Raw genomic sequence first — 18334 nt, forward strand, 5'->3', positions numbered from 1 at the left:
GGTTAGGAGTTAGGAGTTAGGGGTTAGGAGTTAGGAGTTAATTTAATTCCGATTCTTTGCGCTTGATGATGTAAATGTTTGCTGAGATATTATTCATTTATATATAAAATAAACTCTTGTGGTACGGTGATTATCGCTCGTTTTTCATCATGTTTTATGCATTAAAAAGACGTAGCAGTGCTACGTCTCTACATTGGTTCAATTAACAACAAAAATTTGAATAATTCTTAATCAACCTCGTTAAAAAGATGCTCTTCTAAGAATGGTTGGAATTCGCGAAACTCTTCTGGTGAGAGCAACTGCGGTTTTCCTTCTGAAGATATGCGAGCAAAAAATAGCAATGGATCTAATGGTGTATAAATTGCGTATTCTTGTTCTTCGTAATAAAAACTTGCGAGTAACTGTAACTGTTCTGGTTCTAAATCTGTTCCTTCGTCTTCAATTTCTAAGGTAAAAATATCTGACTCTTCAATAGGAGGCAATTCACCCGAAGCTGTTAAAGCGTAGGCTGTGTTTTTTAACACTAAATTTTGTTCGGATAAAACAGCTTGGGCAGTACTAAAAATTCTTTCGATTGTAGCATCATCCTCTACAAGAACGGCTTCTTCTGTCTCACCGTCGGTTTCCCAAGCAAAAATTTCTACAGGTGAGTCAACAGGAAGCAATAAAAAGTACTCTTGCTCATCTACTTCAAGTGAATGCTCAACATAACATTCAAGTGACCTTCCAGCTTCATCAGTCAAGGAGATGGAACTTTGATTGGAACGCTCGTTGTCTTCAGGAAATGGAGATGGATACATAGCCGAGTAAAAGCACAAAAATTAATATCAGCTTGAAATAGATTACTCTATCATTCAGCAAAAATTCTTAACGACAAATGGCTGACGATAGAAAAATGCTGACTCTTATTCTCAGAATATCATGACAAAAGCTATCAAAATTAACCGTTTATTTTAAGGGGTTTTTTCTCTATCCGATTTTTTTTTCTGTCTTCTGATATCCAACCATTGTTGCAGAATTAAGGCTGCGGCAAATCTATCAATTAATCCTTTATTACGAGAAGGAGAAATTTTTTGGGCAATGATCATTTGTTCCGCTTGATACGAGGTTAAACGCTCGTCTACGTATTCTACTGGTAATTGCAAAATTGTTGTTAATCTTTTCGTAAATTTCTGGACATGACGTGCTTGGAAACCCAGGGAACCGTCCATAGAATAGGGTAGCCCAACTACCAAAACCTCGACATCTCTTTCTTGGATTATTTGCTTGATTTGTTCGACATCTCGCTCGAAAGAACTGCGGTGTAATGTAGTAATTCCACTGGCAATTAAACCAGTGCGATCGCAACCGGCTATCCCAATGCGTTTATGACCAACATCCAATCCTAAAGCCAATACATCAGAAGTTGCTTTTGTGCTGCTTGGGGCTTCTCTTCCCTCTGACTCCACCACATTACTACTCCTCCTGAGTATCGGTTGAAGGCGTTGAGGAACACCCTTCTACGCTACCTTTTTTGTAAGATAGAGCAATACTATCTGGGATAGATTTTTTTAATTTGGCTCTATCTAAAATTTTTTGCTGGATTTTTTCTTGCTTCCACAACATTCCCCCTGGTATGGGTTTGCGTGCGGGTTGCAATCCTTGCAGCATTTCCGGTAGCTGAATTCCTTCTAAGGAAACAAATTTTGATTCCCTTACTTTGTGCCATACGGAGCGAGACATGATTAATGTGTGTTCTATGCGACTTGCTCCGATTTGCTCCAGATATTCTTCCCCTTCTGGCTGATAATCTGCTGAAGCCACTTTCAGCGAAGCAGCAGGAAAATCTTGGGTAATGCGAGCCATCTGAGATAGTAACTCTGGATACAGCCAAGTATATGCTGGATGAACAGTTAAGGTGGCAATGTGGAATGTTTGTCCTTTGCGATCGATTTTCAGTTGAAAATAGCCAATCGCTGCTTTTCTTTGGGGTTCAAATACGTAACCGCTAACTACTTCTGATTTTGTTAACCACTGTTTGAGTGCATCAGCTAAAGCACCGAATAAGCCAGTTTTAAAGTCATGGGTTTGACGATCAAATACTTGACGCACCAAAGGCGGCATTGATGCGGTATCGAGCTGATACAACAACTGAGCATCTGCATTGCTTACGGGTAGCAGATTGGGTAAATCTGGTTCGGCTTGTGCCAATAACGCTAATAATTCTGGTTCAATTTGCCAATATGTCATTTCAGCCAAACGCTGAAACCCATTTTGACGATAAAGAGCTAGAGCTTCTTTATCATTGACATTTGCTTCCAAAATCCAGGTACGAGCTTCTAATATTGACTCAAAGCAGTAGCGCAAAAGTTGAGAACCGATGGTTTGCTTGTTAAGAGTTTTCTCTAACATTACTCTGTCTACGCGCCAAGTACTGCGTGTTTTATTAAATGGTGATACTTGGATAATCCCTAACATAGTACGTCCTTGTTCTGCTACATAAGCGCAAAGACGATGTTGTAAAGGATTCGGAAACCAACTGAGAAACTTTAGCAATCCAAAATTACGACGCAGTTTTTGCGACTCCTGAGTCGCAAAGTGTTCTTCATTCGGGTTTTGGGCTGCGAATGACTCTTGGGAGAGACGCTCGATATCATCCAAGTCCCGGTATTGAACTGGTCGAATAACTATATTAATATTCTGAGAAAGTAATGATCTCATTTTCATCTTTGTCCGCTATTAAGCCTTAATTAAATATAAATAATCTGAGTAGGAGGGAAGTGCTGCAATTATATTAACGGCTTTGGGCTATTAGCCGTTGCGTCAAAAGAATGATTTTGATAAATTTTACGATTAAAAGCAGTCCCTAGAGAGAATAACACGTAAATGTTCTCCCTACTGAACTGCTTTTATTGTATTTTAATTTAGTTAAGTTTTGTATAAGTTTGTATAACTTTGTATAAGCTTAAATTGCTTGCCGAGATTGGCGAGAAACCAGCTTTTCAAAATCAACCTGGGTTTGATGAAGTAATTCACCCCGGCTATCTTTTGATGTTTGTTTTAGGCTTGGAACCAGGTTACGAGCTTGGCATATCATATGGAACTGTAAATGAGCCACATATTCGCTAAACTCTTCATTTACTGGATTATTTCCCCTGCGGGTATTTGATTCCGTTGCCACAATATTCTCCTCTTGAATCACGATGCTTTTAGAGCATATCAGAACTTAGTATTTTATTTCATCGAAGATATTTATTTTGCAATGAACTTTAACGGTTTAGAGAAAAACTATGGCAAAATGTAAATATTAATTAACTTATGTTAAGTAGGTAGAAAAATGTATCGTGCCTGGACAAGAAAGTAGAAATAAGTCCTTGAGAGGGGTTTACATTTTGTTACACAGTAATATTAATTTGTGCTTACCGACTTAACTGATAACTGTTCACTGCTGAGATTTTTCCTTTAAAGCTTCGGGGAGATTTACAGCTTTGTCCAAACCCTGAGCATTTTCCCATGCTGAATTTTCATTCCAAGTCACGTCTTGCAAATTCGCTTCACTTAGATCAGCACCGTTTAAATTTGCTTGGTTAAGAGTTACTCCACTCAAATCGGCTTTTCTAAGAATTCCTTGACTTAAATTGACATCGCTGAGGTCTGCACCTAAAATAATTGCTGAGTGTAAATTTGCACCTTGAAGGTTTGCACCGTTGAGTTTGGCGTAACTGAGGTCTGCTGCAATTAAGATAGCTTCTCTAAGGTTGGTACTAAATAAAATACAATCGCTCAGATTTGTACCTTTAAGAGTAGAACCCCTCAAGTTAGCACCACTCAGGTCGGCACGACACAAATCAGCGTAACTGATTTCTGCGCCAATCAAGTTGCTCTCGCTCAAATTTGCGCCGAAGAGTATGGCATTTCTCAGGTTAGCGCCACTTATTATAGCATCTCGAAGATTTGCACTGGTTAGGTTGGCGTTACTCAAATTCGCACCGCTCAAATTCGCACCGCTCAAATTCGCACCACTCAAATCCGCACCACTCAAATCCGCATCACTCAAATTCGCACCGCTGAAGTTAGAGTGAGTCAAATCGCTACGAATTAAATTTGCTTCTCTAAGATTTGCTCCGCTCAAATTCGCATCACCAAGATCAGCATTACCAAGATTGACTTTTTTTGCTTGTAACCCAGTCAAATTAGCATTACCTAAATAAGCTCCCATCAGGTTTGCACTGCTAAAATTCACTCCTGTAAGGTTGGCATCTCCTAAGTAAACACCTTCTAGTTGAGCATAATTGAGAAATGCACCTACTACGTTACTAAAATTACCAATTTCAATCGAATCGCTGTAATTAATTACTCGCAACAGCTTAGATGTAAAAAAGTTGCTATTATCTGGCTTTGTTGAGGGGTAAAAACTAATTTCTGTTTGCAGATGATGATTTTGCGATCGCAATCTTTGATGTATTTCCAAAAGCAAAATCATTACATTTAGTCCAGTATTTATATCTACTTGTCGCAGCCCAATTACCACATTTTGTGCTTGTAATTGCAACATTTGCTTTTGAGGTAAGTTATCAGAGGGTGCAGCATCAATAAATTCACCATCACACCAACGACGATAAAAATCTTCTAATTTTCTAAACAGAATTACCGGGTTTGTATTTTCACTATCAATAAACCTGAGAATTACTGCTGCGACAATTTCTGGTTCCAATGTAATGTTACTAAACATCGCGTAAATTTCTTCCCAAAACTGTCGCTGATTTAAATTCAGATTAGCTCTCCAACCACTGCTTGTTTGCCCCCAACTGATTAGACTTTCTTGCAGTTTCTCCTCAAAAGTTAATTCACCAAAATCTTTTTTCGCAATTTCAACTTTTTCTTGTTGTTGGCGATCGCTATTTACTGCAATCAAAATTTTTGTGGTTTCTCCCGATGCTCTATGCCGCAACTCTTCCAACCACGATTTTCTCACACAAGTTCTCAAAAGCTGTTTAAGAAGTTCTATCTGCACCATTTGTATGTTTTTACACTATATTATGAATATTGTTAAACAAGCTTAGCTGAACATTTTATTCGTCTCAGTAAGTTTTTCAACCACAGTCAGCTAGTATGATTTACTACTATTAAATAATTGAATATTGGGTATAATAACGGTTATTACTGTGGAACAATGGGTAAGTCCTCCTATTTTGAGTAAAATCTCGATTTAAATCTTTTTTCGTGTTTAAAAAACACAATTGCCGATATTTGATTGTTATACTATTTTGCCAGTATATTTTCTGTTAGGTTTTGAGGATGATAGGTATTACTTGCAACTATTGCAATTGTTAGGAAGAATACTACAGCAAAAAGGGACAAAAAATTCAAAAATGTTATATTAACCTGACTTAAAAAGTTTTCTGCTTGATATTAGACATTTAGTACAAAAATTATCCTCTTTTCAGCCATTTTGAATGGTAGTGTTATTTTCGCCGACAGGAGCGGGAGCGATTGGAGGAAGTTATGAGGAGCAAATTAGTAGAGAAAGGCTCCCATAATTTAAGGGACTTAAAAATTGTAAATCAATTGGGTATGATAACCTGGAGATGATTTGGATGAGAAAGAAGAGCATTTATGATTATATAAATATAATTCTGTTGCAGGGTTTGTATTTAGCAACAGCCACTTTTGGAATTAAATCGCTGGTTGCAACCGCTCAACAAACCACAACGCGATCGCGAGTTGGAGAAGAAAACATTTTGAATCATCAACCGAATCGTCATCAAATAATAGAAAAATTGAATAATGCTTCTGTGATAAACGAAGTTAATCAAAAGTATCGAGAAAAACTACCATTAGGGAAAGTATGGGTAGTTGGTGAACAAAAAGAAGTACGACCAGAATCATTTACTTGGGTAGTAAATGACACAAGAAAGGCAGCGCAACAGCCTTATTTAGAATTAGATAAACAACAGAAGAAACCTGAAACTAAGCCATCGACAACAGCGAAACCAGCAGCGAAAGATAGTTTTAAAAATTTTGATACTGTAATTAAAGATACTGATATTTCCAAAGGTTTGTTTACTCTTTATAGAGATAAAGAAAAAAATAAAATATATTTAGAAGTTCAGCCAACCCAGCTTAATAAAAATTATTTAGCAACAGCAACTTTAGAATCGGGTATTGGTGAAGCCGGAATTTACAGCGGAATGCCTTTACAAGATTTTCTATTTTACTTTGAACGAGTAAATAATAATTTAAACTTTGTAGTTCGTAATGTGAACTTCCGTACTCAGGAAGGAGATCCCCAATCACGTTCTTTGGCAAGGTCTTTTAGCGATTCTGTACTTTATCGAGTTAAAATTCAAAGTATTCATCCCCAACGTAAAAGTATCTTGATCGATTTAGGGGATTTACTACTTGCGGATTTAGCTGGATTATCTGGGAGTTTGGGAGTTCCGGGAACCCAAGAGGAATCTTATTTTGGTAGTGCCAAAGTTTTTCCTGAAAATATCGAAATTCAGTCAATTTTGAACTTTTCGGGGGGTAGTAGTAAGACAAAAAACCCCAAATTGATGACTTTGGCTGATAAACGTGGTTTTACATTAAAGCTACATTACAGTCTTTCTCAACTACCGGATAATAATTATCGTCCCCGTTTAGCCGACGAAAGGGTGGGTTATTTTATTACTGCTTATCAAGATTTATCTAGTAAAGATCCGAGGGATTCTTTTGTGCGCTATATAAATCGCTGGAATTTAGAAAAAAAGTATCCCAATGCAACGATTTCCGAACCAAAGAAACCGATTGTTTATTGGATAGATAACGCTACACCCTATGAATATCGGGAAGCAATTAAAGAAGGGGTTTTAATGTGGAATCGAGCCTTTGAAACGGCTGGGTTTAAAAATGCCATAGAAGTTAAGCAAATGCCTGACAGTGCTACTTGGGACCCCTCAGACATCCGTTATAATACCATTCGTTGGATTAATACCGTAGATGGATATTTTGCCATGGGACCATCTCGTGTTAATCCTTTGACTGGAGAAATTTTAGATGCGGATATTTTGCTCGATGCGAGTTTAGTTACTTCTCTTAAGAAAGATTATCAACAAATTGTTCAACCGACGCAATCTGAAAATCGGACTTCTTTATCAGCAATGATGCAGAATCGTCTGTTATGTAAAAATAGTTTGAATGTAGAAGATACCGATTCCCAACAGCTTGGGGAAATCGAGGGATTTGTAGAGCGTTTATCGCAATTAGCGGGTAAATACGACCTTTGTTACGGAATAGAAGCTACAAACCAATTTGGTTATGGGAAATTAGCACTTTCGCTGCTCAGAGATTTACCACCAACGAGTCAGCAAACTAAAGACTATATTCATCAATATTTACGTCTAATTGTTGCTCACGAAGTTGGTCATACTTTGGGTTTGAGACATAACTTCCGGGGTAGTACAATGTTATCTCCTAAAGAAATGAACGATAGGAGTATTACTAGTATTAGGGGTCAAGTTTCTTCAGTCATGGACTATATTCCTCCCAATATTGCTCCTGAAGGTGTTAAGCAAGGTGATTATTTTCCCAGTATTATTGGACCTTATGATGCATGGGCAATTAAATATGGTTATGCTGAGTTTAAAGCTACATCTACCACTGCTGAAAAGCCATTTTTACAAAAAATCGCCGCAGAATCTTATAAACCAGAGTATAGTTATTCCACAGACGAAGATGTTTACGATTTAGACCCTACTGCCGACGCATGGGATAATAGTTCTAATGTGTTGCTTTATTCTAAGTGGCAGATGGATAATGCTCGCCAAATGTGGGATAGAATAAATAAGCGCTATCCTTTGGAAGGAGAAAGTTACAGCGATGTACGTGACCGATTTGGTGCAGTATTAAGTAACTATTTTCAACAAGTTTACTATACTTCAAAATACATCGGTGGTCAGTCATTCTACAGAGTTTACGCTAGTAAAGACCAAAATCGACTACCATTTGAACCTGTAGCTGTAGAAAAACAACGGCAAGCTTTAGAAGTTTTACAAAATTATATTTTCGCCGAAGATGCTTTAAACTTCTCCCCAGAATTATTGAATAAATTAGCACCATCTCGCTGGAGACATTGGGGAAGCAATCCTCAAGTTGGTCGTTTGGATTATCCCATCCATGATTTAATTTTATTCATGCAGAACATGGTTTTATCTGATTTACTTTCTAGCGATCGCCTTTCTCGTCTCAAAGATATTGAGTTGAAGAGTGAAGAAGGGGAAGCTCTGAGTTTACCTGAATTATTTAATACGCTTCAAGATAGTATTTGGACGGAAGTATTGAAATCTAAAGATAAAAATTTGGAAATTTCGAGTTTGCGTCGGGGTTTACAGCGAAAATATTTAGATATTTTGACTAATATGGTGTTGCGAAAAGTTAGTGTTCCCGAAGATGCTCGGACATTAGCATGGTATAAATTACGTCAATTGAACGATAAATTAGAAGAAGTTAATTCCAAAGATGAATATACCAAAGCGCATTTATTAGAAACACGTCAGAGAATTAATAAAGTTTTAGATGCTCCTTTACAAACTAATTAAAAAGTAAAAATATAGATACAATTACATATCCAAGACACTGATATATATGTTTTCAGTGTCTAAAAAATCTATTAATATCAAAATTTTGTTTTTAATTCAATTATTTAACCTCAAAATATAATTACTGATATATGAACAATTAATTTGAATACTCTATTCTAAATGTTTAACAGGAATTGTTGTTAATTGTTCTAAACAACTAGCAACCTCAGTTCTGTGACAACGTTCTGGATTCATTTCAGCACACAATATTAAAACATTACTTTTTTGAACAATTTCTGCAATTTCTTGTAAATCTTCACTCGCAGCTTTTTGATTTGCAGGAATCCAATTTTTATTACCAGATGTGTTACCTAATGCTGTTTTCGATATATATTTAATGTCGTTTTTTTGACATAGGTCACTGATTTTTTCTCCATACCATTGACGACTCCAAGCACGTGGAACTGTTCTTACGTCAATAACATACTCAATATTAAATTTTTTTAAATAATCTAAAAAAATATCGTAACTTTTACGATTTCCGTATCCAAATGTCAGGATATATCTACCTGAAATATCTGTAATATTCATCTGCCCTTACCTTTATATTTTAATTGGTTTATTTCAACATAGGATAAAATATTCCAATAATCATAAAACTGTTTTTATGATTTTTTAAGTTCCCTACTATAAAGTATAAATCTTTTTTTACTAAAAATTCATCCTCCAGCTTTTGCCGTACTTTTTCTAAGGCTTCTTTTTCTTTATTTTCTAGAGTTTCTTCATTTGACCTATCTCTACAGTTTCTATATAGTTGTTGTATTTCCCAATCACTTATTGTAAGCCTATGTTTGTCATCATCTTTAGAGATAAACTCATAACCAAAACTATAAGGAATTTTATCTAACTCTATTGAAGGTTCAAACAAATCCCCTTGGTCTAGAATCGCTTGTTGTTTAAGACTCCATTGTCGTGCTGTAGACTTACAAAAGTATTTATTTATACTTTTTGGTTTAATAATTCCAAGGGATTTACCTTGTTCTTTAATCTCTCGGATAGATTTAAATTCTAATGGAAGAACTAATGATTTTCGTTCTTCCCAGTTTTTCTTTGTATCAATTTTTCGTACTATTTCAATTGAAGAATCATCTATACGAAAACTCTCTTCTCTATAATCCTTATCATTTCTTTCTATTTTTGCACTTATAATAGACCATCGAGGGTATTTTTTGTCAAAATCAAGTTGACGAAAACGAATGGGATAAATACGAATCCATTGCGTAGGTTCTTCATTTTCATCTAATAAAATTCCGGCTGTACATACGCTTTCTCTGTATTTTCTACTAATTGAAGGGTATGTTTTTGTTGCAATTAAAATTTTTTTTCTTTCCATAATTGTAATCTATTGTTACGCAATCAGAAATACAGCAAATTTTCGCTACGAGGTTAACAAATAACCGAGATAGAGGCTTATTTGCTCTCTGTCTATTTAGTGTTTGTAGCATTCGAAAAGCCATTACCCTACAAACCACGAATATTTACAACCCAATTAACGGGACTACTTTTTTCGTTTAAGTCCCGTTAATAATTGCTCCACCCTGTCGTAGTTTACTCTTGTGTTAAGAATAGGTTTTGTGTCAAGTTCTCAAAGCCCTAACAAAACGTTGCAAACCTTTAAATATATTCTGACTTTTGGCTGCTACAAATTCACCTTCACCTTGTGGTTGTCCGTCGGATATAATTGCATCCAATTCATCACCAGAAGGTTTTTTGGGTAATTCAGCAACTTTTTGATAATCACCGTCTTTTTCTACCCAAACTGACCATAATCCAGGATAACAACGAAATACCGCAGCTTCTTCAAATATGGGACGAAGATAATAACAAGATTCAATCGTATTAATAAAACGTTGGCGAGTTTGTCTTGCTGTATAGCCAATACCGACAATACTCGCATCTTCCAAACGAGGAGCAAATATCACAAAAGGACGATTTTCGCCGATATATTCGCATATTTTTTCTAACTGCGGTACTTCCACCGAGGTAGGTTGAACAAACAAGAAAATTTCATCTTCTGGTTGAACTTTTGACTGTAACGAAGCCATCCTACCAGTACCAATATCTAAAAGTTGAAAAGGTACGTCATTCCAATCACGACGAGCCAAAGCTGCACTACCAGCATCGGCAAATAAAATCTTTAACTTATCACCATATTCTGCAAAAGCTGGTAAAAATTGTTCTGCGACTGGTAATGCTTTTAATTCCGGAAACAGTAACTCAACTTGTAGACGAGTATAACCATCTGCAAGAGCGGCTTGAGTTGCTTCACGAGCTTGAACAATTGCCTCTTCTAATGTTCTGGGAAGTTGCATTTTTACTGTTGATAGTTGATAGTTGATAGTTGATAGTTGATAGTTGATAGTTGATGGTTGATAGTTGATGGTTGATAGTTGATGGTTGATAGTTGATGGTTGATAGTTGATAGTTGATGGTTGATAGTTGATGGTTGATAGTTGATAGTTGATAGTTGATGGTTGATGGTTGATGGTTGATAGTTGCCTCTAACCTTTGACCTTTGACCTATAACCTTTAACCTAAATTAACCTTAGACCAAAATGGGACTTTCAAGACGACTCATGACTTGCTGTAATACCATTGCTACCCAGTCAACATCTGACATCGTAGTGTAACGTCCCAGGGTAATACGAATACCTCCCATTGCTGCACCTCTAGAATAGCCCATTGCACTTAGTATGGGGCTAGGACTCAGTTTACCACTATGACAGGCTGAACCGGCACTGATGCCTATTCCTGCTAAATTCAGTTGACGCACAATGGTTTTACCGCTGAGTTTTTCTCCATCAGCATATTCCAAGCAAAAACTCGCATGGTGCGGTAAACGCTGCATCAAATCACCTGTAGGCATTAAACCGTTGACATCAGCTAACTGTGAAAAAAGGCGATCGCGCAATTCGATTAACCGGGGTGTTTCTATTGGTAATTCTTGGGCTGCTAATTCTGCTGCTATCCCAAATCCCGCAATGATTGGTACAGCTTGAGTACCGGAGCGCGATCGCATTTCTTGTCCACCACCACACAGTAATGGTACTAACTCGATTCCCGGACGAATGTACAATGCTCCAGTACCTTGAGGACCATATATTTTATGACTAGAAAGACTAAGTAAATCTACAGGCAAATTTTGCAAATTTATGGGCAATCTTCCCGCTGCTTGTACCGCATCTGTATGAAACAAAACTCCAGCACTACGAGCAATTTTACCTAATTCTTCAATCGGCTGTACTGTACCAACTTCACTTTGTCCATAAATAATTGAAATCAAAACGGTGTTGTCTTGCAAAGCAGCTTTTAATTCGATTGGATTGACTCTACCTTTAGCATCAACACTCAAACGAGTAACTTGCCAACCCCAGCTTTCGAGCAACTTTGCAGGCTCTGAAACCGCAGAATGTTCAACGTTAGAAATAATTATATGTTGGGGTTTCGCATATGAACGAGCAACTCCCATAATTGCTAAATTATTGGCTTCCGTACCCCCGGAAGTAAAAACAATTGATTCGGCAGGAGCATTAATTAAACTAGCAACCTGCATTCTCGCTTGTTCTAAAATAGTCGCCGCTCGTTGTCCCCACTCATGTAAACTAGAAGGATTTCCCCATCCTTGAGTTAATACCGCTTGCATCATCTCAATCGCTTCGGGACGAGTTGGGGTTGTAGCACTGTAATCTAAATAAATTTGCATAAAAATTCGGTTATGACATTGGAAAAAGCTGCTTTTTTCAGCTTATATAGTTTTACAAGAGAAATTCTTGTAGATATCTTCTTTTTAAGCCAAGTATGGCTCAGTTTTCCGTAAAGATTCTTTAAGGTTCGTAGTTGGGCTTGAGCGCTCTTCCCAAGTACACCAGGGCAAACTGATTCCTGCACTTAGAAATTATCCCCTCAATTTTGGGAAAGATAAATTTATTAATTTAGTATCTATCTTTCTTTAGAATCCCGTGCAAATTTTCTTTATTCATAAGCGTCTATATTCTTTATTATTACTAATATTTTCTCTCACTGGTTGTCAACAACCAAAATCTCATAATCAAACTTTAAAACCATTGCCCCAAGATTCATTAATAAAAGTTTATTTTAATCATTCTCAAACTTCTGAATATCAAGAACCTTACCGTCAAAAATTACGTGCAGGAGATAATCTAGAACAAATAATTATTGAAGCTATTTCTCAAGCAGATTCTACAATAGATGTCGCTGTACAAGAGTTACGTTTACCAATAGTCGCTCAAGCATTAGTTAACAAACAACAAGCAGGAGTCAAAGTTAGAGTAATTATGGAAAATAACTATAGTCGTTCTTGGAGTGATTTTACACCGCAGGAATTAGCAAAGTTAACACAAAGAGAACAACAGCGATATCAAGAGTTTCAGAAATTTGTCGATACCGATGAAGACGGTAAATTATCACAACCAGAAATCAATCTTCGAGATGCTTTAAAAATCTTACAGAATGCCAAAATACCTTTAATTGATGATACTGCTGATGGTTCAAAAGGTAGTAGTTTGATGCATCATAAATTTGTGGTTATAGATAACCGTTTCGTAATTATCACTTCGGCTAATTTTACATTATCAGATACTCACGGCGATTACAGTAATTATGATAGTTTGGGTAATGTTAATAATCTACTTAAAATCGATAGTGTAGAACTAGCTGATATTTTTACAAAAGAGTTTAACATCATGTGGGGTGATGGAGTTGCAGGAAAATTTGATAGTAAATTCGGTTTACAAAAACCTCAACGAGATTTTCAACAAGTTGTTTTAGGAAATAACAAAGTTACGGTTGCTTTTTCTCCAACTTCTCCAACCTTACCTTGGATTGAAAGCAGTAATGGATTAATTGGTAAAATGTTGAATTCAGCAGTAAATTCTATTGATGCAGCATTATTTGTGTTTTCAGCCCAGCGTTTGAGTAATATTCTAGAAACACGGCACAAACAAAAGGTGAAAATTAGAACTTTATTAGAGCCGGATTTCGCTTATCGCTCTTATAGCGAAGGTTTGGATATGGTGGGTGTAGCTTTGAGCGACAAATGTAAATATGAGCTTAATAACCAACCTTGGCAAAATCCGATTAAATCTGTTGGTGTTCCTTTGTTAACGAGCGGTGATTTACTACATCATAAATATGCTGTTATCGATAAAAAAACAGTTATTACAGGTTCTCATAATTGGACAGAAGCAGCAAATACAGGTAACGATGAAACTGTTTTAGTTATTGAAAATCCCCAAGTTGCCGCTCATTATGTGAGAGAGTTTGAAAGGCTTTATAGTAATGCTGAATTTGCTATCCCTCAAAGAGTAGAGAAAAAGGTTAAGCAGCAAGAAAAAGAATGTAAAGAAATCAAAGCCCCATCAACCTTTGTCGAAAAGGAAATTATTAATGTAAATACAGCTACGGTGGAAGAATTGGTTACGCTTCCTGGGGTAGGGAAGAAGTTAGCGCAGCGGATTATTCAAGCACGTGAAGAAAAACCTTTTGATTCTTGGGAGGATTTGGAGAGGGTGAAGGGTGTTGGGGGTAAGATGCGGGTGAAGTTGGAGGAGAGGGTGAGTTTTTGAGAAAATTAACCTCACCCCCTTCCCCTCTCCTTATTAAGGAGAGGGGTGTCCGAAACTTTGGTAGGTTGGGTAGAGCGATAGCGAAACCCAACATTATGCGGATTTTGTTGGGTTGTGCCTTCGGCACACCTACGGTGAACCTTCCTGCTATATAAAAACTAGACAAGTCTAGACTTTTATTTCTTGTTTCAACGGGGGCATGGGAGCGGTTAACCCTCAACAAGCTTACACGGTTAAGCCATCCGCGTGATTGTTAAACATCTTGATGTAGCTACGGTTTTTGCATATCAATCAAGAAAGCTTTTCTAAGATTTTAGCAAAAAACGAAGCATAAAATACATCAAAAAAATATAGACAATTGTCCCGAATTGACATTGCTTGTCTACAAAAAAGGTTACTAGTCAAAGCTCAACCCAACCTACTAACTTGCAGCTGAATCAAAAACTTGTTGAGCAGTTATATTTAGTTGGGGAAAAGTAGGAGAAACGATGCGATTATCGCCAGTAAAAGCATTCATTTGATATTCGTTATCGATTAATTCGCATACAAAAATAGTTGGTTGCTTTGGATTGCCAATAAACTTACGTCCACCCAACGCTGCATAATCAACGGACACTTGCTTCAAGCCGGGGAACCCGTCCAACGCAGTGTCCTCAGCAATCCAATATTCGGGAATGCCCATTTCTTCATAATCCCCAAATTTATTGTAGTAGTCGTCGCGCCAATTGGAACTAACTACTTCAATTACTAATGGAACAGATTCGGCTTGAGTAACCGTGGATGACTTTTTCCACAAAGGTTCTGAAGCAAGATTATGGAAATTCAACAGTAATAAGTCAGGTAAGTAAGCTGATTCGGCAGATGGTGTTTTAACGTAGCCAGTTTTAGGAATTCCGTATGGTAAGTTAAGACGGTCAAACTCTACAGTTAGTTTACGTGATAAAAACGCAATAACTTTTTCATGTTCTCCGCTCGGTGGAGGCATCTTAACAATTGCTCCTTTATGTAATTCGTAGCGTTTGTCGTCGTTTGGAAGCCATTCGATAAATTCATCAAAGGTTAGGAGTTTGGGTAAAGCTTGAGTCATGGTTAACGCTTCCGAATATATTTAAATTTATCAATACTCTCTAATTTAAGGTTAGTTTTTTAAACGCAGAGGAGCGCGGAGGTAAACGCGGAGGTTCGCGGAGGTTTTTTAATGTCATTGCGAACGCTTCACTATCTCCTTCGGACACGCTTCGCTAACGTTCCCCTGGCAATGACGATTATTTGTGTCGTTGAACTTTCAACTGCACTGCTTGACGAATACAATTCCAATCTTGCTCGGTTAACGGTGTTGCAATTCCAGAATTTAAGCCATCTAGTAATAAAGTCTCTAAACGTTGCACTGTGTTAAGTTTTTGGTCTTGACTCATGTCCAGAAAACCCCGCGATATTAAACCCGGATACTGCTACCACATTACCACTCGCTGTAATAATCGTGAATTCAAATTAACCCGTCACGAATGTCGAGAGGTGTTTCTCTACGCTATCAAAAAAGCGATCGATAAATTCAATTTCAAGCTTTATGCTCTGTGCATAATGTCGAATCACGTTCATTACTTGCTCGAACCAAATCAACCAGAAGATTTACCCAAAATCATGCACTGGCTCAACTGGTACACTGCTATGTGTTTTAACCGGATGCTCAACAGAACTGGTCACTTTTGGGAAAAGCGATATCACAGTACGGGATTTGCTAATACCGATAAACGAAGAGCTTTAAATACTCTACGTTACATCCACGCAAACCCCAAAGCTGCGGGAATGCAACAAGGTTTGTTCTACGATTTTAGCAATTACAGGTTGTAGATAGCGAAGTGAGCCAGGTAGCAGAAAAGTTTGTGATGGCTAATTGTTATGACCCCAAAATTGCGGCTCAGTTTTTCGACGATGCTTGAGTAATTGAGTCACAAGTTTAATAATTTTGACCTTTGACCTTTAACCTTTGACCTTGTGGCGGTTGTGGCTAACGCCACGCTGCGCTAACAGCAACGCCTATTTTTAAACCCGTGTAGACGGGTTTCGTTTGTGTAGCTGCGGTTTTAACCGCCAGATTCTTAAAGTTAAACAACATTACAACACCCGACGGAAATAATCGCGATATAGTTGACACCTTGGTGTTACATGATTGTTCTCACGAATCACCAATCCTAAACTGTGTAATTTATAAATTTCCATAGAATCTAATTCCACTCCCGCAGTTGAGTTAACTACTTGTTTAAAAGCTTGTACTAAATCCGGTGCTGAACGTAGTATATCTAATACATAACGCAGGTGATTGCGATAAATTCCAGCTTCTGTTGTTGCCGATCGCAATAAATTTTCTAAGGTTGTCTTTCCCGTTACAATGTCATACATTGCCAACCGTAACAGATAGGGATGTCCTCCGATCATTCTGATTAATTCTGGGAGCATACTATCTTGGGAATTAATACCATGTCTTATTGCTAAATCTTCTACTTGCTGCTGATTAAACTCTTCTAATTCCACAGGTACACCTGCATTAAAGGGTGATTGATGGTAATCCAAGGGAATATAAACTTCGGTAGAATGAGCTAACACCAACCGCAGTTGTTTCCAAAGTTCAGAAATCTTGCCTTTTTCATGCCAAGAGCGCAACATCCCGAAGAAATCTTCTACTATTTCGCTATAGGGAAATAATCTATCGACTTCATCTAAAACTAATACTAAAGGAGAATTTATTGGTTTTAAGATGTACTTTTTAAAATAAGCCGTACAGTTGTCATTACTGCCTAAAAATGCTGTATTCCAAGCATTATCGACTTGATTATCTAGCTCAAGCTCTAAAGATACTTTGCTACATAACCAGCGGAGAAATTTATCTAGATTGGTAATTACTTCCTTATTTACCCCACCCAAATCCAAATAAACTGCTTGATAATTCAGTTTTTCTCCCTCAGCAACAATCCGTCTTGCCAGAGAAGTTTTACCCATTAACTTTGGCGCTTTGATCCGAATTAAGGCAGCAGATTTTTCTAAAGTTTGATAACAAAGAGACTCAATCCCATTTCGTTCTAAATAAAAAAGAGAATCAAGCGCTACAGCACCATCCGGATATTCCAACGACTGCATACAAATATTACTCCCTTCCCGCAATCTCTCTTCATCTCTTGCCTCAGCGCCCTCAGCGTCTCTGCGGTTTTTTACATCCAAAATAATTCCATCTTTCGCTCGCATATACAGTACTGGTGTCGCAAAATCCCGCTTATCAAGTCCGACTTCCATCGAAATCGCATTGCGAGTTGATTGAATAGCTGCATCAACCGGATATCCTAACGCTAAAGTACGGTAAAACTCCGAAGCGAACAGCTTGGCAGTAGAATCAAGTATAGAATATTGCATTGCTACAACTGCGGGTATTCCCCGACGGACTAAATTTGGTGCTGTACCTTTCATAGCTTGATTTGAAGATACCGTCGCACCTTGACAGGAATTGAGAATAACCAAACCAATATTGCGATCGCCTAAAAAGAAATTGGCGAAACTCTCATCATCCAACAATTTGGATTTACCATTATTATCTACAAGCGCAATGAAGCCTTGATTATTTTCAAATACACCATGTCCGATAAAGTGAAAGACATTGTAAGGCTTTTCTCGCAGCTTTTGGTTAATATTTTGGATAGTAGCAGCTTGTAAAATATCTAACTCAATTCCACCAGTTTCTATATGCTTCCCTAGTGCTTCACGGATTAAATTTTCTTCACCAACGGCGTCTAAGCTCGCTAAATCAGTGGGAGTTGAGATAACTCGCTGCGCTAACAGCACCCTACTTTTGTATGTAAAGTGTAATTTAATACTTTAACTGGCGACTATAAGTCGCGGCTACACAAACAAAACCCGCCTGCGCGGGTTTTAAATTAACTAGTCCACGCAGGTGGACTTTGTTTGTGTAGTAGCGGTTTAAACCGCCGGATACTTTTTAAACTTGAAAATCCAACATTCCTTTCTTATTAATGGGTTCATATTTCATCAACTTATGCACTTAAGGGATGAAAATAAGAAAAATAGTAATTCTCGGTTAATGGCACAACACAGACACAAATAATTACACTAATAGTACTCCCATTAGCTTGCTGACCTATT

Annotated in this window: 15 protein-coding genes; 3 read left to right on the forward strand and 12 right to left on the reverse strand. The window is 37.4% G+C overall.

The window, feature by feature from the left end; translation table 11 throughout:
• Positions 1 to 227: 227 nt before the first annotated feature.
• The 5 genes from IQ247_RS16810 to IQ247_RS16830 all read right to left on the reverse strand — a co-directional run bounded on the left by IQ247_RS16810 (position 228) and on the right by IQ247_RS16830 (position 4996).
• A complete protein-coding gene (locus IQ247_RS16810; RefSeq protein ID WP_193921928.1) occupies positions 228 to 800 on the reverse strand; it encodes a DUF3727 domain-containing protein in 573 nt (190 codons plus the stop codon).
• Between the two features lie 153 nt (positions 801 to 953).
• Positions 954 to 1451 carry a Holliday junction resolvase RuvX gene (gene ruvX, locus IQ247_RS16815; protein WP_322745516.1) on the reverse strand — a complete coding sequence of 166 codons (498 nt, stop codon included), beginning with the start codon at positions 1449 to 1451 and terminating at the stop codon, positions 954 to 956.
• A gap of 4 nt (positions 1452 to 1455) precedes the next feature.
• A complete protein-coding gene (locus IQ247_RS16820) occupies positions 1456 to 2700 on the reverse strand; it encodes a GNAT family N-acetyltransferase (protein WP_228059806.1) in 1245 nt (414 codons plus the stop codon).
• Positions 2701 to 2944: 244 nt separating this feature from the next.
• Positions 2945 to 3160 carry a hypothetical protein gene (locus tag IQ247_RS16825; RefSeq protein ID WP_193921932.1) on the reverse strand — a complete coding sequence of 72 codons (216 nt, stop codon included), beginning with the start codon at positions 3158 to 3160 and terminating at the stop codon, positions 2945 to 2947.
• 261 nt (positions 3161 to 3421) lie between these two features.
• A complete protein-coding gene (locus IQ247_RS16830; protein ID WP_193921934.1) occupies positions 3422 to 4996 on the reverse strand; it encodes a pentapeptide repeat-containing protein in 1575 nt (524 codons plus the stop codon).
• A gap of 580 nt (positions 4997 to 5576) precedes the next feature.
• Between IQ247_RS16830 and IQ247_RS16835 the strand changes: the two genes are divergently transcribed.
• Positions 5577 to 8558, forward strand: coding sequence for a zinc-dependent metalloprotease (locus IQ247_RS16835; RefSeq protein ID WP_193921936.1), 2982 nt, complete (start codon positions 5577 to 5579; stop codon positions 8556 to 8558).
• A 153-nt stretch (positions 8559 to 8711) separates the two neighbouring features.
• On the opposite strand, the gene IQ247_RS16840 is transcribed toward IQ247_RS16835, so the two are convergent.
• From IQ247_RS16840 to IQ247_RS16855, 4 genes are all read right to left on the reverse strand, one after another.
• Positions 8712 to 9131, reverse strand: coding sequence for a DUF488 domain-containing protein (locus IQ247_RS16840; protein ID WP_193921938.1), 420 nt, complete (start codon positions 9129 to 9131; stop codon positions 8712 to 8714).
• Between the two features lie 28 nt (positions 9132 to 9159).
• Complete coding sequence (locus IQ247_RS16845; protein WP_193921940.1) at positions 9160 to 9933, reverse strand: DUF8758 domain-containing protein; 774 nt, start codon at positions 9931 to 9933, stop codon at positions 9160 to 9162.
• 244 nt (positions 9934 to 10177) lie between these two features.
• Positions 10178 to 10912 (reverse strand): DUF1995 family protein, encoded by a 735-nt coding sequence (locus IQ247_RS16850; RefSeq protein ID WP_193921942.1) that lies wholly within the window; start codon positions 10910 to 10912, stop codon positions 10178 to 10180.
• 233 nt (positions 10913 to 11145) lie between these two features.
• On the reverse strand, positions 11146 to 12303 hold the full coding sequence (locus IQ247_RS16855) for a cysteine desulfurase family protein (protein ID WP_193921944.1): 1158 nt from the start codon (positions 12301 to 12303) through the stop codon (positions 11146 to 11148).
• 256 nt (positions 12304 to 12559) lie between these two features.
• On the opposite strand from IQ247_RS16855, the gene IQ247_RS16860 reads away from it, so the two are divergent.
• Positions 12560 to 14185, forward strand: coding sequence for a DUF655 domain-containing protein (locus IQ247_RS16860; protein WP_193921946.1), 1626 nt, complete (start codon positions 12560 to 12562; stop codon positions 14183 to 14185).
• Between the two features lie 421 nt (positions 14186 to 14606).
• On the opposite strand, the gene IQ247_RS16865 is transcribed toward IQ247_RS16860, so the two are convergent.
• Together IQ247_RS16865 and IQ247_RS16870 are read right to left on the reverse strand one after the other, a co-directional pair.
• Positions 14607 to 15272 (reverse strand): Uma2 family endonuclease, encoded by a 666-nt coding sequence (locus IQ247_RS16865; RefSeq protein ID WP_193921948.1) that lies wholly within the window; start codon positions 15270 to 15272, stop codon positions 14607 to 14609.
• A gap of 178 nt (positions 15273 to 15450) precedes the next feature.
• Positions 15451 to 15600 carry a hypothetical protein gene (locus IQ247_RS16870; protein WP_193921950.1) on the reverse strand — a complete coding sequence of 50 codons (150 nt, stop codon included), beginning with the start codon at positions 15598 to 15600 and terminating at the stop codon, positions 15451 to 15453.
• On the opposite strand from IQ247_RS16870, the gene IQ247_RS16875 reads away from it, so the two are divergent.
• Positions 15599 to 16036, forward strand: coding sequence for a transposase (locus IQ247_RS16875; RefSeq protein WP_228059807.1), 438 nt, complete (start codon positions 15599 to 15601; stop codon positions 16034 to 16036). The two genes, IQ247_RS16870 and IQ247_RS16875, sit on opposite strands and share 2 nt — an antisense overlap.
• A gap of 264 nt (positions 16037 to 16300) precedes the next feature.
• On the opposite strand, the gene IQ247_RS16880 is transcribed toward IQ247_RS16875, so the two are convergent.
• Positions 16301 to 18016 (reverse strand): AAA-like domain-containing protein, encoded by a 1716-nt coding sequence (locus IQ247_RS16880; RefSeq protein WP_322745517.1) that lies wholly within the window; start codon positions 18014 to 18016, stop codon positions 16301 to 16303.
• Positions 18017 to 18334 lie beyond the last annotated feature (318 nt).

The organism is Plectonema cf. radiosum LEGE 06105 (assembly GCF_015207665.1).
GTDB classification, from domain to species: domain Bacteria; phylum Cyanobacteriota; class Cyanobacteriia; order Cyanobacteriales; family Nostocaceae; genus Rivularia; species Rivularia radiosa_A.

Excerpts from the sequence above, each read along its gene's own strand:
- IQ247_RS16810 (WP_193921928.1), bottom strand. The coding sequence starts at position 800 with ATGTATCCATCTCCATTTCCTGAAGACAACGAGCGTTCCAATCAAAGT.
- IQ247_RS16820 (WP_228059806.1), bottom strand. The coding sequence starts at position 2,700 with ATGAGATCATTACTTTCTCAGAATATTAATATAGTTATTCGACCAGTT.
- IQ247_RS16830 (WP_193921934.1), bottom strand. The coding sequence starts at position 4,996 with ATGGTGCAGATAGAACTTCTTAAACAGCTTTTGAGAACTTGTGTGAGA.
- IQ247_RS16835 (WP_193921936.1), top strand. The coding sequence starts at position 5,577 with ATGAGAAAGAAGAGCATTTATGATTATATAAATATAATTCTGTTGCAG.
- IQ247_RS16840 (WP_193921938.1), bottom strand. The coding sequence starts at position 9,131 with ATGAATATTACAGATATTTCAGGTAGATATATCCTGACATTTGGATAC.
- IQ247_RS16845 (WP_193921940.1), bottom strand. The coding sequence starts at position 9,933 with ATGGAAAGAAAAAAAATTTTAATTGCAACAAAAACATACCCTTCAATT.
- IQ247_RS16850 (WP_193921942.1), bottom strand. The coding sequence starts at position 10,912 with ATGCAACTTCCCAGAACATTAGAAGAGGCAATTGTTCAAGCTCGTGAA.
- IQ247_RS16855 (WP_193921944.1), bottom strand. The coding sequence starts at position 12,303 with ATGCAAATTTATTTAGATTACAGTGCTACAACCCCAACTCGTCCCGAA.
- IQ247_RS16865 (WP_193921948.1), bottom strand. The coding sequence starts at position 15,272 with ATGACTCAAGCTTTACCCAAACTCCTAACCTTTGATGAATTTATCGAA.
- IQ247_RS16875 (WP_228059807.1), top strand. The coding sequence starts at position 15,599 with ATGTCCAGAAAACCCCGCGATATTAAACCCGGATACTGCTACCACATT.
- IQ247_RS16870 (WP_193921950.1), bottom strand. The coding sequence starts at position 15,600 with ATGAGTCAAGACCAAAAACTTAACACAGTGCAACGTTTAGAGACTTTA.